The sequence below is a fragment of the Nocardia carnea genome (assembly GCF_029868855.1).
Taxonomy (GTDB): domain Bacteria; phylum Actinomycetota; class Actinomycetes; order Mycobacteriales; family Mycobacteriaceae; genus Nocardia; species Nocardia carnea_A.
This window is the reverse complement of the sequence record NZ_JARWOV010000332.1, coordinates 15,560-29,897: the sequence shown is the minus strand read 5'-3', so window position 1 is coordinate 29,897 and position 14,338 is coordinate 15,560. Positions and strand designations below refer to the sequence as shown.

Genomic DNA, 14,338 nt, shown 5'->3' with positions numbered 1-14,338 from the left:
TACCGGTGGTGATCAGTTGCCGCAGGCTTGTCTCGATGTAGAACTTCCAGCCGCGGGAGCATGCCTCGAAACATTCCGATTCGGCGGAATTCAGGCCCTCGTGGGTGAAGCGGAGGGTGGCGCCTTCCGGGGTGGCGGTGATGTCGAAGACGACATCGGTGTCGGTCCACTCGTGCCGGTCGGCGACGAAGGTGAGGTACGAGTCGACGACGTGCCAGACGACCCGCTCCCCCGGCACGACCTCGGTGATATCGAACCGGCTGAACCGGATGCCCTCCTTCTCCTCCTTGGCCGTTTCACCCGCGTACTTGCTGTCGTCGGTGAAGACGAATTCGTCGTGCAGGGCGACGGTGTCGCCGATGATGTTCTCGCTCCACCATTTGCGCACGTCGGTGATGGCGGCGAAGATCTCGTCGGGTGTGCGGTCGACGCTGATGGTGGCGGTCAGCTGTTCGGTGTACGACATTTTCTTGCCTCTCTTTCCGGTGGTGTTGCCCCACCGACGAAGCAGGCCGACCGGAATCGACATCGACCCGGATCTTTTTCCGGAATTTCGACGGATACGAACGCTCGGTCAGAGGCTGGCGAGGCGATCGGCCAGGTAGCGGCGTTCGGCGTCGGTCGGCGCCAGCGCCAGTGCTTGTTCGTACGCCGCTGCGGCTTCGGCGCGGCGGCCGGCCCGGCGGAGCAGATCGGCACGGGTCGCGGGCCGCAGGTAGTACCCCGCGAGCCTGCCGGACTCGGTGAGCTCATCGACACGGGCCAGACCGGCCGGGATACCGTCGGCCATGGCGATCGCCACCGCGCGATTGAGGTCCACCACCGGTGAGGGCGCCAACCGGGCGAGCTCCGCGTACAGGATCGCGATCTGTGGCCAGTCCGTGGCTTCCGCGTCGGGCGCGGTGGCGTGACACGCGGCGATCGCGGCCTGCACCTGATAAGGCCCGGCACGCCGCATGGCCAGTGCGTCGTCGAGCGTCGCCACTCCTTCGGCGATCAGCGCACTGTTCCATCGGGAGCGGTCCTGGTTCTCCAGCGGGACCAGCACACCGCCTTCGGTGCGATATGCCCGGCGGGCCTCGAGCAAGAGCATCAACGCCAGCAGGCCGCGTGGTTCCGGTTCGACCGGCAGCAAGCGGACCAGGACCCTGGCGAGGCGAATTCCCTCAGCGGTCAGCGCCCGGTGTCCGTCCGGCTCGTCGTAGCCCTCGTTGAAGATCAGGTAGAGCACGGCGAGTACCGCGGACAATCGTTTCGGCAGCTGATCCGCCGGTGGGACCCGGAACGGGATGCCCGCCTCGACGATTTTGCGCTTGGCGCGCACCAAGCGCTGCGCCATCGTGGACTCGGCAGTCAGGAACGCCTTGGCGATCTCCGCGGTGCTCAGCCCCGCCAGCGTGCGCAACGTGAGCGCGACCCTGGCCGGGAACGGCAGCGCCGGATGACAGCACGTGAAAATCAGCCGTAGCCTGTCGTCGGGTATCTCTTCCGCGGCAGGCTCCTCGGCTGTCCTCGCCAGTACGGCAAGTTGACGCATCTTCGCTGCGCCGGCGGTGTCGCGACGCAGCCGGTCGGTGGCACGGTTGCGCGCAGTTGTCGTGAGCCAGGCGCCCGGCCGGCTCGGGATGCCGTCGCGCGGCCAGGTCGCCAGCGCCGCGGCGAACGAGTCCTGCGCACAGTCTTCGGCCAGATCCCAATCGCCGGTCAGCCCGATCAGGGTGGCGACCACCTGGCCCCACTCGTCCCGATACGCCGCCTCGACCGCGGCGCGAACTCTGTCCGGCGCGGTCATTCCCACACGGGCCGGACCTCGACGCAACCCCACCGCGCATATGGATGCCCGGCCGCGATCTCGATCGCTTCGTCCAGATCGGCGCAATCGATGATGTCGATCCCACCGACGAAGTCCTTGGTCTCCGCGAACGGCCCGTCGGAAACAACCGTCTCCCCATCACGTACGCGGACAGTCGTCGCATCCGCGACCGGACGCAGCCGCGCCCCGCCGAGCCTGGCCCCCCGCCGGTCCACATCCGCCGCCCACCCCTGGTACGCCGGGTCCGCTGCTATCTCCTCGTTGGTCGGCGAAGCCGTTTCATCGTCGCAGATCAGCAGGACATACTTCATGGCACCGAATATGCCCGACCGGCCCACACCGATCAACGCCGTGCACGTGGACACTGTCGCACCGACCCATCATCACCGACCCGAGGGGCTCGTAGCACGACGAGCGGCCTCGAGCCTGCGTCCCGGTAGTTCCCTGCACCCCGCACTCCCGGTGCGCGGGCCGAGCCGGGGCCACCCGCGAATCAGCTGTTCAGCAGTAGAATGGTCCACTGAACGGACCGACCGACAAGAGAGATCATCATGCCGGAACGACAGCTCGACGACCGGTCCGTCCTGGGCCGGGCACTCCTGATCCTGGAGGCGTTCGGTGTCGAGGATCAGGCCGTCGGATTGTCCGAACTCACCCGGCGTACGGGCCTGCCGAAAGCCACTGTGCACCGGATGAGCCGCGATCTGGTCGCGGCCCGCCTGCTCAGCGCCGCTCCCGACGGCTACCGTCTCGGCCGCGGCCTGTTCGAACTGGGTATGCGCGCGGCCACCGAACGCACCCTGCTCGAGGTCGCGATCCCCTTTCTCCAGGACCTGTTCACCAGAACCCGCGAAACCGTGCACCTCGGCGTTCGCGACGGCGACGAAGTCGTCTACATCAGCAAGATCGGCGGTCACCGTCAGGCCCGCGCGCCGTCCCGAATCGGCGGCCGAATGCCGTTGTACTGCACAGCGATCGGCAAGTCATTACTGGCCCACTCCGACCCGGAGACCATCGACCGGATTCTCACCGGTCCGCTCGTCCGGCGCACACCCCGCACCGTCGTGGCCCCGGGTCTGCTGCGCACGCAACTGGCCCAGGCCGTGGAAACCGGGGTCACCTACGAACACGAGGAATCGACCATCGGGATCGCCTGCGTCGCCGCCCCCATCCTCGACGGCAGCGACGAGCCCCCCGCGGCGATCTCGGTCACCGGCCCGGTCACCCGCTTCCGCCCCGAAACCCACGCGGCCTCGGTCCAGGCAGCCGCCGCGGGTATCGCCTCCATCCTCGCCCGCCGCGTCCCGGCCAACCCGTGAAGCCGAGCCGACTGCGCACCGACCAGGGACCAGAGCGGTGAGCGGATCAGAACCGATAGACATCTCGCCGGTGCCGAATCGAGTGGATTTCGATCACACCACGGTCGGCCACTATGCGGTAGATGATGCGGTAGGTTCCCCGCCGCGCCGAATGCAGGCCCTCGAAAGGCTCTTCCAGCGGCTTCCCCACCCGGAAGGGTTCCTGCCGTAAATCGCCCTCGATCAGCTCGAGTGCGGCGACCGCCACAGCCTCGGGCAGGCTCTCGGTCAGCGCTCGGCGCGCTGCCGGTTTGTAGTGGATCGACCAGCTCATGCGGTGTGCCGGTCGCGCCGCTGTTTCATCAGCTCCGCGATCTCCTCGGAAGTTGAATATTCCTCTGTGGCTTCAGATTCCGCAATATCGGCAACAGCCTCCCGGTCGGCGAGAATATCGAGTGTTTCCCGCATCGACTCGTATTCCGCCATCGACAGGATGACCGCATCGGCTCGGCCGTTCCTGGTGATCGTGTAACTGTCGTGTTCTCGGGCTGCCTTGTCCACGAGCTCCGCGATCCGAACTTTCGCCTCACTGATAGGGATGATTTCCATGCCCTACAGCATAGTAGATTGACCAAAATTTAGGTCTATATACAGACCTATTATGTCGTTGGCCCCGACCGGCCCGCATCGATCCGGCAGAGTCGCTGCCGCCCCCGACGAGTCCGGCCAGTGCTGCACCGGCGACAGCGGTACCGTCCGGACAGCAGCGATGCGCCGACCGGCTACCGGCCATCCCGGTCTTTTCCACGCCCACTGCACAGCCCCTGTCCGAATTCAGGCTGGGCGTGCATCGGAGGACGGCCGCTGGGTAGCCGATTGCGTATCGTCCCTACCAGCACATATCTCTCCACCTCAGACAATGCCATTCCGGAAGAACGGTGATCGGATATGCGGTGTGTTGTTTTCGGAGCGACCGGCTACATCGGCGGACGATTGGTGCCCGAACTGGTGCGAGCCGGACATGAGGTCCGGGTCGTGGCGCGCACACCGGCGAAGCTGGCGGAGGTTCCGTGGCGGGACCGGGTCGAGGTGGTGCGCGGGGATGTCACCACCGCGGAAGATGTGCAGGCGGCGGTCGCCGGTCGGCAGGTCGTCTACTACCTGGTGCATTCGCTGACGCAACGCGATTTCTCCGATATCGATCAGCGTGCCGCACGGACGGTCGCGACCGCCGCACGGGCGGCGGGGGTCGGGCGCATCGTGTATCTCGGTGGCATCGTCCCGGAAGGGGTGCCGCTGTCGCGGCATCTCGCCTCCCGCGCCGAGGTGGGGGCCATTTTCCGGGAGTCGGGAGTGCCCACCGTCGAACTGCGCGCAGCGGTGATCATCGGCTCCGGTTCGGCCAGCTTCGAGATGCTGCGCTACCTCTCCGAACGCCTACCGGCAATGGTCACCCCCCGCTGGGTGCACAACCGGATCCAGCCCATCGCCGTCCGTGACGTTCTCCACTACCTCGTACGATCTGCCGAACTACCTGCCGACGTCAACCGTGCCTTCGATATCGGCGGACCGGATGTGCTGACCTATCTGACGATGATGCGGAAATACGCGACGGTGGCCGGACTGCCCCGGCGGCTGGTGCTGCCGGTCCCCGTGCTCACGCCGTGGCTTTCCGCCCAGTGGGTCAACGTGGTCACCCCGGTACCGCGGGCCCTGGCGATACCGCTGATCGAATCCCTCGTGCACGAGATGGTGTGCCGGGAACACGATATCGACGACTACATTCCCGAACCCGAAGGCGGCACAACGAGATACGAGCGCGCGGTCGAGCTGGCGCTGGCGCGGATCCGTGATGCGCAGGTGCCCACCCGGTGGTCGGATGCCGATATCGCGGGCGCGCCGTCGGACCCGCTGCCCAGCGATCCGGACTGGTCCGGCGGGTCGCTCTACCAGGACATCCGTGAACAGCGCACCAGCGCAGGCCCGGACACTCTCTGGACGGTGATCGAATCGATCGGCGGGGAGAACGGCTGGTATTCGTTCCCGCTGGCATGGTCGCTGCGCGGGTGGATCGATCGGCTCAGCGGTGGTGTCGGGCTGCGCCGCGGACGCAAGAATCCCCAGCGGCTGCACACCGGCGAAGCCCTCGACTGGTGGCGCGTCGAACTGATCGACCGTCCGCACCTGCTGCGGCTGCGTGCCGAAATGCGGGTCCCGGGATCGGCGTGGCTGGAGCTCGGCGTCGAACCGGAGCCCGGCGGGGCCCGCTATCGCCAGCGTGCGGTCTTCCAGCCGCGTGGGCTGGCCGGGCATCTCTACTGGAAGGCGATCACGCCGTTCCACGACATCGTCTTCGGCGGGATGGTCCGCAATATCGTCGGCACCGCCGAGCATCAGGCCCCGGCCGCGAGCACCGGGGATACCCGGTGAAATCCGGGGCCGCCGCGCACGGCGGCAGCGTGCGGAGGTCGCGTATCGGTCGACGTCCCGCGCAGGGCAGCGGCGGACGAGAACAGGGACGGTGACTCATGGCAGTGGCGATGGCATTGTTCACGCGGGACCTGCGCGTCCACGACAATCCGGCCCTGGCCGCCGCCGCGCGGGCAACCGAGCTGCTGCCGGTGTTCGTGGTGGACGAAAAGATTTGCGCCACAGACTATCTCAGCCGAAACAAAGCCGAGTTCCTGGTGACCGCGCTGGCCGACCTGGACGAAGGACTGCGCCGGTCCGGTGCGCAGCTGATGGTGCGCCACGGCGATACGGCGCGGGAAGTGTGCCGATTGGTCCGGCAGTACTCGGTGGACGAAGTACATATCGCCGAGGATGTCAGCGCCTACAGCCGTCGGCGCGAAGACCGGCTGCGCAGGCAGCTGGCGGGGTCGGATTGCCGGTTGCATGTGCATACCGGCAGCATCACCGTGGCCGCACCCGGCCGGCTCACGCCCAGCGGCGGCCGGGATCATTTCGCGGTTTTCACGCCCTATCATCGTCGCTGGGCCCAGCTCCCGGTGCGCGCTCCGCTTCCGGTACCGCAACGCATCCGGTTACCGCACGGCGCCGGAACCGAGCCGGTGCCCGCCGCGACGGATCTCACGCGCGGCAACCCTTCGCCGGAGCTACCACAGGGAGGCGAATCCGCAGGCCGGCGCCTCGCACGAGACTGGTTTCGCGAGAAGATCAGCGCCTACGCAGATCGCCACGACGATCTCGCCGGCGACGCGACCTCACGGTTTTCGCCGTATCTGCACTTCGGCTGTCTGTCGGCAACCGAACTGGTCCACCGCAGTGACTTGTCGGCGCCGGGCGCCGCCGCTTTCGTGCGGCAGCTGGCCTGGCGCGATTTCCACCATCAGATGCTCGCGGCCCGCCCGGAAACCGTCCACAGCGACTATCGAACGCGAAACGACCGCTGGCACGCCGACACCGATTCGCTGGCGGCATGGCAGGCCGGGCAGACCGGTTATCCGATCGTGGACGCCGGTATGCGCCAGCTCGCCGCCCAGGGCTGGATGCACAACCGGGCCCGGATGATCACGGCGAGCTTTCTCACCAAGACCTTGTACCTGGATTGGCGGCGCGGCGCGAACCATTTCCTGGGATTACTGGCCGACGGCGACCTGGCCAACAACCAGCTCAACTGGCAGTGGATGGCCGGCACCGGCGCCGATACCAGGCCGAACCGAGTGCTCAACCCGATCAGGCAGGCCGACCGCTACGACCCCGACGGCGCCTATGTACGCCGCTGGGTACCGGAACTCGCCCATCTGGACGGCCGCGATATCCATCGACCATGGCGATGGCACGCCGACGAGGTGCCCGGCTATCCGACCCGCATCGTCGATCACGAGCAGGCAGCACGCGACTTCTCGGAACTACGGCAGCCCGGATGAGCATCGGCGGTACCGGCACAGTCGGCCGCCCATTCGCCGACCGTGCGGTGCTCCGGCAGGACGGGTGTCCGCGAAGGCAGCACCCCTACCTCGGCACCGCCGCGGTCAGCTGCTCACGGGGAGATCGATCGAGGGTATGACCGGAACCGCCCCCGGCTTACGGCTCGGCGGCGAGACCGGGCCCCGCACCTCGGTTGACGGCAGCCGGGCTCAGACGTGCAGGGTGGGCCGGTAGACGAGTTCCTGGATATCGCCGTCGAGTGTCCGGGACTCGAGCAATTCGAGGTCGAAATCCTCGGCATCCCGGAAGATCGGATCGAGTCCGGTGCGGCCGGTGATCACCGGGAAGAGCGTGACCTGGACGCGGTCGACAAGCCCCGCGGCCATCAGGGCCCGGTTCATCGACAGACTGCCGTGGGAGCGCAACGGCAGATCGGACTCTGCCTTCAGCCGGGCCACAACGTCGACAGCATCACCGCTCGCGACGGTGGCGTCCGGCCAGTCGAGCGGACCGTGGAGGGTGGTCGATACGACCGTGGCCGGCAGCTGCCGCATCCGGGTGACCCAGGGATCGCGCACCTCCGACTCCTCGGTGCTCGCGGCGAGCATCTGCGCGAACAGCCGGTACGTGTTCGCACCGAAGACCATCCGCTGCCGCTCGTCGTACAGGGCGAGGCGGTGATCGAGCAGTTCGGGACCTTGTTTACCCCAGTACCCGGTCCAGTTGCCGCCGGCGGCGCCGTAGCCGTCGAGGCTGGCGAAGACATCGAACGTATACGTGGCAGTCATGGCACTCTCTCCTCGGGCGCGGTCGATCGGGTACAGGGATTGAGACCCGGTTCCGCCGCGAAACTCATCGCCGCCGGAACTCAGTGCCGCCGGCCCCGAACCGGCGCCACCGCGCGGACGTGCTCGGAGTTTCGCCCTGGCCGGGGTCGCATCGGGCGGGGAACAATGCGGCACTGTTGCGTGTTGTAGCTGGTGCCCGCTACTGTGGGTGCAGTCTTCGTCTTGTGGATGTAGGTGGACAACTCCCTCCCACAAGGCTCCGCATTCACCGTTTCGGTCTTCGAATGCCGTCGACTCGGCACACGTCCGGGCCGGACCGTTCCCGCCCGCAGCGCCGCCACATTTCACCTCCACGTACCCGGCGAGCGCGATTCGAGCGTACAGATTCGCGCCGCGCGGTTCACGCAACCCACTCTCAGGAGAAATCTCATGCAAGACAACACTATTCGCAGACAGGATGCCACGACCGGCGACGGTTCCGCACCGATCGCCGGCATCCTCGACATCACCGACAATCACGGCTCCCTGCGCGTCGACGGCTACCTGCCCGGCCCGCACGATGCCCATGTCCCGGCCCGGTTGATCCGTGAATACGGACTCCGTCGCGGCGATACGCTCACCGGTGTGGCCGGGTCGAAACGCGAGAATGCCGAACTGCCGCCACTCATCCGAGTCGAGAGCATCAACGGACTGCCACCCGCCAATACGAAATCACGGCCGCATTTCGCCGATCTGGTCCCCATCTACCCGCAGGACCGGCTACGACTCGAGACCGAACCGCATGAATTGACCACGCGGGTAACCGATCTGGTGATGCCGATCGGCAAGGGTCAACGGGCCCTGGTGGTCGCACCGCCCAAAGCGGGCAAGACCTCCGTACTGCAATCCATGGCACACGGCATCGCCAAGAACCATCCCGAATGCCAGCTGATGCTGGTACTGGTCGGGGAACGCCCCGAAGAGGTGACGGATCTGTCCCGCGCGGTACCGGCCGAGGTCGCCGCCGCGACCTTCGATCAGCCGGCCCGCGACCATATCGCGCTGGCCGAACTCGCCATCGAACACGCCAAACGTCTCGTCGAAATGGGTCGCGATGTGGTGGTCCTCCTCGATTCGCTGACCCGGCTGGCCCGCGCCTACAACCTGGCCGCTGCCGGTTCCGGGCGCATCCTCTCCGGCGGCGTCGACGCGGCGGCCCTGGCGCCACCGAAGAAGTTTCTCGGCGCCGCCCGCAATATCGAGAACGGTGGCTCGCTCACCATCATCGCCAGCGCCTTGGTGGAGACCGGTTCGCTCGCCGATACCGTGATCTTCGAGGAGTACAAGGGCACCGGGAACGCCGAACTGAAGCTGGACCGCCGGGCCGCCGACCGGCGGCTGTTTCCCGCGATCGATATCAACCGGTCGAGCACGCGTAAAGAGGAGCTACTCCTTGCTCCGGATGAGCGCGTCGCCACCGGTTCACTGCGCAGGACTCTCGCCGGCCGTGAACCCGGACAGGCTCTCGAACTCCTGTTGGCCGGCCTGCGGCAGACCGAAACCAATACCGAGTTCCTGACTCAGATCCGAACCGCGAACTGAGCGCGGTGGTCGGATAGTCGCACGGCGCCGCGACCACCTACTTCGAAACCGCACTACACCAGTAGAACACACCTTCGCTGACACAAGTCATTGAAATTTTTTATTGACATTTTTCAGCGAGAATGGGTTGATGGGTTACGTGAAGACGCCGACGCAGCGGCCCCGGGGCCGGGAAGCTCAACGACTGGAGACCCGTAAACGGGTGTTCGAGGCTGCTGTCACGGAGTTCAAGCGCACCGGTACCGCCGGAGCCGACGTCGGCGCCATCATCGATGCCGCCGGCGTCGCACGGGGCACCTTCTATTTCCATTTCCCCAGCAAAGAGCATGTGCTGCTGGAACTCGAGCGGCGCGAGGAAGCCCGGGTGGCCAAGGAGTTCGCCCGATTCGTCGCCGGCCCGCACGATCTGCCGGGCGCCCTCCAGAAAGCAGTCCAGCTCGTCCTCTCGGTCGAACGCCGGGTCGGTGCGATCCTTTTCAAAGATGTGCTCGGCCTGCATTTCGCCCCGACCCGTCCGCCGGACGACGAATGGACCGACCACCCACTGATCGTGCTGGTGGTCGAGGAGATCACCCGGGCGCGCGCGGCCGGGGAGGCCGCGGACGAGATCGATCCCTTCCACAGCGCGGTGTTCTTCCTGCTCGGGCTGTATGCCCTGCTCACGACCACCAGCGATGCGAAATCCGTGCGAGCGGCCATGCTCACCAACTACGTCGACGTCGCATTACGCGGTATGGAGCCGAGATGAGCATCCGCCGTCCGGCTGTCGACAACTGATCACCTCGGAGGTTCCCATGTGGCAAGACATCGTGCGGCTGATCGTCGCCTGGGGTTCCATGGGGGCCGTGATCGGGTTCTGGTACTGGGTCATGCGCAATATCGGGACATTCTGAGCCACCGGATCATGTGAGCGACCGAGGCACAGGTGCCGGCCATGGACGTCCGCGAAACCACGAATGCCACAGCACTGGAACGCAGTTGCGCCGTCACCGCCGTCGCGTTCTCCGCGCGGCGTCGCAGCGGCGCCCGGCTTATCACGGGTGAACGCCGGTCGTTCGGCCTGAATTCGGCGCAGGCCGTCGTTCATGTGCCGTACCCGCCGCCGCCGGGCTGGAACCGACGCACCCTGACCTGCGGGGTCGCGCTGCAATGCGCGCCGTCGAAGGAACGTATCGCCCGGTACGCACTGCACGAACTCTCGCCCCGCGAGATCGCGAGCCTGGCAGTTGTCGAAGGAACCGTCGCGCTGGGGTGGATCGCCGTGAGATTTCCCGGTCTGCTGCCGGAGTTGCGCCGGGTGCTGCCGGAGTTGGAGATCGGCGACCCCGATCTGGACGGCGGCGCGATACTGGACCGGGCGGTCGCGGCGGCCCGCGGCGCGCGCTCCCCGGTCCCCCATCCGATCCTCGGCACGCCACCGCTGACCTTCCCGCCGCGCGGCCGGGTTTCGGTGGCCGTACGACGGATGTACGGGCGCATGCCGTGGACCTCGCCGCGTACCGACTCCTACCGCGCCATGTCGGTACCCGTCGGCGGCGAAGGCGGTGTGCGCAACCCCAACCTGCCACCGCCGAGCCGGCCGGAGAACGACGATCCCGAGATCGCACCGGACCGCCGCGCGGGAATTCCGTACCCGGAATGGAATATGTGGACCGGCAGGTTCCTGCCCGGCCACGTCGCTGTTCTCGAACGCCGGCAGCCGAAGCCGGCGCATGATCCCGCTCCCGTCGCGGTGGACGTGCGGCGGTGGTTCCGTGAGCGCAACCACCGCGCCATGACCGGCGGCCTCGAGGACGGGTCGGATCTGGATATCGACCGCTATATCGGCTACTACGCCGACCTGGCGACCGGGGCGGCCCCGCAACCACGGGTGTTCCGGGAATTGCTGCCCCACGCCCGGGATGCGGCCACTGCCGTCCTGCTGGACGGTAGTGCGTCGCTCGGCATACACCACGGCCGGGCCTTCCGCCTGGAACTGGCGTGCGCGGATGCCCTGTCGCATGCCATGGCCGTCACCCGCGAACGACACGGGATCTTCGTTTTCACCGGCAACACCCGCCATCGGGTGGAAGTCCGCTGCCTGAAAGATTTCGACGAGCCGAGTTTCGTCGACCCGGGCGGTCTCGGCTTGCAGACCGGCGGCTACACCCGCCTCGGCGCGCCCATCCGACATCTGACCAGCCGTCTGCTCGACCAGCCCGCGCAGCGGCGACTGCTGCTGGTCATCGGCGACGGCCTGATCTCCGACGAGGGATACGAGGGCCGCTACGCCTGGGCCGATGTCGCGCATGCCGTCGAGGAGGCCGCGGAGGCGGGTGTCGCCGTCTACTACCTCGGAATCGGGCCCGTACGGGTCGATCCGCTACCCACCGTGTTCGGTGATCGGCGTTCCCGGCGGATCCGGCGGGTGGAGGAGTTACCCCGAGTGCTCGCCCATGTCCATCGCGAATTGGTCGCCGTGTGATGGGCACCTGCGGATACCCCGCGAACGCGCGGGACAGACAGCCGGAAGCTGCTCAGCCGGCCGACCGGGCAGCGACAGGCCGGATCGTCGCCGTGGCATGGCCGACGTACTCGAACGGCGGATCCCAGGCGGCGCAGAAGCCCGCCCGCCGGAGTGCACGCCGGTCGGGCTCGGGGGCCCGGAGTCGGTGTGCCGAGCGCACGGGACGACAGGCCGATGCGCTCGGCCGGCTCCTGATCGGAGATGCGCGTGTCGCGGCGGCAGGCACGACCCGGCGATCGGAGGAGAGGTCAGGATGAATTCGGAGTACTACTCGACCGGAAACGATATCGAGCTGTTCCACAAGGCTTTTCAACGTCGTATCCCGGTGATGCTCACCGGTCCCACCGGCTGCGGTAAGACTCGATTCGTCGAGCACATGGGGCAGCGAATCGGCCGTCCGGTGGTCACGATCAGCTGTCACGACGATCTCACCAGCGCGGATCTGGTCGGCCGGTTCCTGGTCACCGGTGGCGATGTGGTGTGGCGTGACGGCCCGCTCACCACGGCCGTCAAGAACGGCGCCATCTGCTATCTCGACGAGGTGGTCGAGGCCCGCCACGATTCGCTGGCGATCCTGCATTCGCTCACCGATCACCGCCGAGCGCTCTACCTCGACCGCGCCGGCGAAGTGGTGCCCGCCCCGGAAACCTTCATGCTGGTCTGCTCCTACAACCCGGCCTACCGCAGCTCGCTCAAGGAACTGAAACCGTCGTTCCGGCAGCGTTTCATGACCCTCACCATGGATTATCTCGACCCCGACCGCGAAGCCGCGGTGGTCGTCTCCGAAACCGGTGTGGCGCCGGAGACCGCCCGGCGCCTGGTGGCCTGTGCCCGCACGATCCGGGAAGCCGACGAGATTTTCCATTTCGAGCCGCCCTCCACCCGGGTATTGGTCACCACCGCACATCTCGTCGCCGCCGGAGCCGACGAGTGGGAGGCGGCCCTTGCCTGCATTCTCGCGCCCCTGAGCAGTAACGGCGCGATCAGCGAAGGTCTGCGCGAGATCGCGGCGGCCGCACTGGCCGATGCGCAAACCCCTTCCGCGCAGCCGGTTTAGAAGGAGGACCACCATGAACGAACAGGATCGCCGCCGGCGGCGGGCCCTCATCGCCGTCCAGATCTTCGCCTACGGATTCCTCCTGGCGATGTTCCTCATCCAGTTGCACATGTATTCCGTCCGGGATTGGTAGGAGCCCCTCGTGAAACTCTCGGCATTCCCCCTCCCCTGGCGCGGCTCCGCCGCGGTAACCGGCCACCAGGACGCCTACGACGAACACCACGACGAATCCCGTCGCGCCCAGCGCGAAGCCGACTGGTGGCTCACCGCCGGAACACTGCTGATGGGCACGCTTGTGCTCGGCATCGTCGGCCTGCCGATCTTCCTGCGCGGAGTATGGCTACAGCGCCGGGCACAGCAGTCCGGATTGTCGGTCCGGCCGATCATCGTCACGCTGATCGGCTATCTGGTGATCCTCGATGCCGCGCTCAACAGCCTGGGCTGGGCACTGGACCTCATCGCCAACCACACCCTGATCAACCGGGTAATCCTCACCGCGTGGGGCAATTTCTTCGACGCGGGCTATTTCTGGCACTACAACGAACTGTGGATCGGCGGAGCCGGCGCCCCGGGCGAGAAGGGCTGGGAGGTGGCCCTGATGCTGACTGTCTTCCCGATGCGAATCGCCGCCGCCATCGCCTTCCTGCAGATGAAACGCTGGGGACACCAGTGGATGATCGTCACCTGCTGGTTCGGCCTGGTGATCTGGATCGGCTACACGTTCAACATGACCATGTACGCCGACGTCCGTTACGACGGGGTCGTGCTGCCGGTGATCGGCTGGTGGCTCTACGACATCTTCTACATCACGCCGTTCCTGGCGATTCCCTACCTGCACACCGTCAACCGCGAGATCTTCTCCGACTGACCGGTAGCCCGATACCTTTCCGCTCGAAGGACTTCCCATGAGCACATCCACCCCCGCCACCGGCGATGCCGGGAAAAGCGAACTGCCCCTCGGCACCACCGCACCGTACGCGCGAATGCACAAATGGTTGCGGCGCGCCATCTTCGTCTGCCTGTTCGCGCTCGTCATCGAGGGCGCGTTCACGGTACCGGCGCTCGCCCTCTGGTACGGCTGGCCGACCCTGTCGTTCACCGAGATCTGCAGTGAACTCATGAAGGTCAGGTACTCCGACGACACCCTCGAATGCGAGCACCCCTACCCGCTGTCCGGCCCACCGTTCGGTGGTCCCCCGGAAGCCGCCGGTCAGCGGACCGCGCAGGACGAATGGGGAATCCAGCCGAAACCCGGCTGGGACCGGATCGGGTTCCGCGAGCTGGTGCAGATCCACGAGGACCGCCTGGCCCGGGCCGAGGCGGAGCAACACGCACCCGCACCACCTCGGTAGCGGTACCGGACGGCGCCGACCGCGAGTGGGTGCGATCCGGAGACCGGTGAGC

At 66.9% G+C, this 14,338-nt stretch carries 15 protein-coding genes; 9 read left to right on the top strand and 6 right to left on the bottom strand.

Annotation, left to right across the window (positions count from 1 at the left end):
* From QH195_RS33755 to QH195_RS33745, 3 genes are all read right to left on the bottom strand, one after another.
* Window positions 1-529 (bottom strand): SRPBCC family protein (locus tag QH195_RS33755; RefSeq protein ID WP_280438385.1); only part of this gene is annotated, 529 nt, incomplete at its 3' end.
* A gap of 45 nt (window positions 530-574) precedes the next feature.
* On the bottom strand, window positions 575-1,792 hold the full coding sequence (locus QH195_RS33750) for an RNA polymerase sigma factor (protein WP_280438384.1): 1,218 nt from the start codon (window positions 1,790-1,792) through the stop codon (window positions 575-577).
* The gene (locus QH195_RS33745; protein ID WP_280420571.1) at window positions 1,789-2,124 is read right to left on the bottom strand and encodes a YciI family protein; all 336 of its coding nucleotides are present in this window, start codon (window positions 2,122-2,124) and stop codon (window positions 1,789-1,791) included. Before QH195_RS33745 ends, QH195_RS33750 begins: the two co-directional genes overlap by 4 nt.
* A gap of 240 nt (window positions 2,125-2,364) precedes the next feature.
* On the opposite strand from QH195_RS33745, the gene QH195_RS33740 reads away from it, so the two are divergent.
* A complete protein-coding gene (locus tag QH195_RS33740) occupies window positions 2,365-3,132 on the top strand; it encodes an IclR family transcriptional regulator (protein WP_280438383.1) in 768 nt (255 codons plus the stop codon).
* A gap of 46 nt (window positions 3,133-3,178) precedes the next feature.
* On the opposite strand, the gene QH195_RS33735 is transcribed toward QH195_RS33740, so the two are convergent.
* Window positions 3,179-3,445 carry a type II toxin-antitoxin system RelE family toxin gene (locus QH195_RS33735; protein ID WP_280438382.1) on the bottom strand — a complete coding sequence of 89 codons (267 nt, stop codon included), beginning with the start codon at window positions 3,443-3,445 and terminating at the stop codon, window positions 3,179-3,181.
* Complete coding sequence (locus tag QH195_RS33730; RefSeq protein WP_280420568.1) at window positions 3,442-3,720, bottom strand: type II toxin-antitoxin system Phd/YefM family antitoxin; 279 nt, start codon at window positions 3,718-3,720, stop codon at window positions 3,442-3,444. Before QH195_RS33730 ends, QH195_RS33735 begins: the two co-directional genes overlap by 4 nt.
* 339 nt (window positions 3,721-4,059) lie before the next feature.
* Here QH195_RS33730 and QH195_RS33725 point away from each other — a divergent pair, with 339 nt between their 5' ends.
* The gene (locus tag QH195_RS33725) at window positions 4,060-5,541 is read left to right on the top strand and encodes an SDR family oxidoreductase (protein ID WP_280438381.1); all 1,482 of its coding nucleotides are present in this window, start codon (window positions 4,060-4,062) and stop codon (window positions 5,539-5,541) included.
* A 98-nt stretch (window positions 5,542-5,639) separates the two neighbouring features.
* Window positions 5,640-7,001, top strand: coding sequence for a cryptochrome/photolyase family protein (locus QH195_RS33720; protein WP_280438380.1), 1,362 nt, complete (start codon window positions 5,640-5,642; stop codon window positions 6,999-7,001).
* Window positions 7,002-7,211: 210 nt separating this feature from the next.
* On the opposite strand, the gene QH195_RS33715 is transcribed toward QH195_RS33720, so the two are convergent.
* Window positions 7,212-7,790, bottom strand: a complete 579-nt coding sequence (locus tag QH195_RS33715; RefSeq protein WP_280438379.1) for a dihydrofolate reductase family protein — start codon at window positions 7,788-7,790, stop codon at window positions 7,212-7,214.
* 429 nt (window positions 7,791-8,219) lie between these two features.
* On the opposite strand from QH195_RS33715, the gene QH195_RS33710 reads away from it, so the two are divergent.
* From QH195_RS33710 to QH195_RS33685, 6 genes are all read left to right on the top strand, one after another.
* Window positions 8,220-9,371 carry a transcription termination factor Rho, short form gene (locus QH195_RS33710; protein WP_432278331.1) on the top strand — a complete coding sequence of 384 codons (1,152 nt, stop codon included), beginning with the start codon at window positions 8,220-8,222 and terminating at the stop codon, window positions 9,369-9,371.
* A 130-nt stretch (window positions 9,372-9,501) separates the two neighbouring features.
* Window positions 9,502-10,119 (top strand): TetR/AcrR family transcriptional regulator, encoded by a 618-nt coding sequence (locus QH195_RS33705; RefSeq protein ID WP_280438378.1) that lies wholly within the window; start codon window positions 9,502-9,504, stop codon window positions 10,117-10,119.
* 186 nt (window positions 10,120-10,305) lie between these two features.
* Entirely contained in the window at window positions 10,306-11,835 is a 1,530-nt protein-coding gene (locus QH195_RS33700) for a nitric oxide reductase activation protein NorD (protein ID WP_280438377.1), read from the top strand.
* 295 nt (window positions 11,836-12,130) lie between these two features.
* Window positions 12,131-12,934, top strand: a complete 804-nt coding sequence (locus QH195_RS33695; protein ID WP_280438376.1) for a CbbQ/NirQ/NorQ/GpvN family protein — start codon at window positions 12,131-12,133, stop codon at window positions 12,932-12,934.
* Window positions 12,935-13,076: 142 nt separating this feature from the next.
* Window positions 13,077-13,802 (top strand): hypothetical protein, encoded by a 726-nt coding sequence (locus QH195_RS33690; protein WP_280420560.1) that lies wholly within the window; start codon window positions 13,077-13,079, stop codon window positions 13,800-13,802.
* A gap of 37 nt (window positions 13,803-13,839) precedes the next feature.
* Window positions 13,840-14,286, top strand: coding sequence for a hypothetical protein (locus QH195_RS33685; RefSeq protein ID WP_280438375.1), 447 nt, complete (start codon window positions 13,840-13,842; stop codon window positions 14,284-14,286).
* The last annotated feature ends 52 nt before the right edge of the window (window positions 14,287-14,338 follow it).

Bases quoted from the DNA above. Each gene is read 5' to 3' on its own strand.
- QH195_RS33730 (WP_280420568.1), bottom strand. From the start codon at position 3,720: ATGGAAATCATCCCTATCAGTGAGGCGAAAGTTCGGATCGCGGAGCTC.
- QH195_RS33685 (WP_280438375.1), top strand. From the start codon at position 13,840: ATGAGCACATCCACCCCCGCCACCGGCGATGCCGGGAAAAGCGAACTG.
- QH195_RS33750 (WP_280438384.1), bottom strand. From the start codon at position 1,792: ATGACCGCGCCGGACAGAGTTCGCGCCGCGGTCGAGGCGGCGTATCGG.
- QH195_RS33715 (WP_280438379.1), bottom strand. From the start codon at position 7,790: ATGACTGCCACGTATACGTTCGATGTCTTCGCCAGCCTCGACGGCTAC.
- QH195_RS33695 (WP_280438376.1), top strand. From the start codon at position 12,131: ATGAATTCGGAGTACTACTCGACCGGAAACGATATCGAGCTGTTCCAC.
- QH195_RS33720 (WP_280438380.1), top strand. From the start codon at position 5,640: ATGGCAGTGGCGATGGCATTGTTCACGCGGGACCTGCGCGTCCACGAC.
- QH195_RS33725 (WP_280438381.1), top strand. From the start codon at position 4,060: ATGCGGTGTGTTGTTTTCGGAGCGACCGGCTACATCGGCGGACGATTG.
- QH195_RS33735 (WP_280438382.1), bottom strand. From the start codon at position 3,445: ATGAGCTGGTCGATCCACTACAAACCGGCAGCGCGCCGAGCGCTGACC.
- QH195_RS33745 (WP_280420571.1), bottom strand. From the start codon at position 2,124: ATGAAGTATGTCCTGCTGATCTGCGACGATGAAACGGCTTCGCCGACC.
- QH195_RS33740 (WP_280438383.1), top strand. From the start codon at position 2,365: ATGCCGGAACGACAGCTCGACGACCGGTCCGTCCTGGGCCGGGCACTC.
- QH195_RS33705 (WP_280438378.1), top strand. From the start codon at position 9,502: ATGGGTTACGTGAAGACGCCGACGCAGCGGCCCCGGGGCCGGGAAGCT.
- QH195_RS33710 (WP_432278331.1), top strand. From the start codon at position 8,220: ATGCAAGACAACACTATTCGCAGACAGGATGCCACGACCGGCGACGGT.
- QH195_RS33700 (WP_280438377.1), top strand. From the start codon at position 10,306: ATGGACGTCCGCGAAACCACGAATGCCACAGCACTGGAACGCAGTTGC.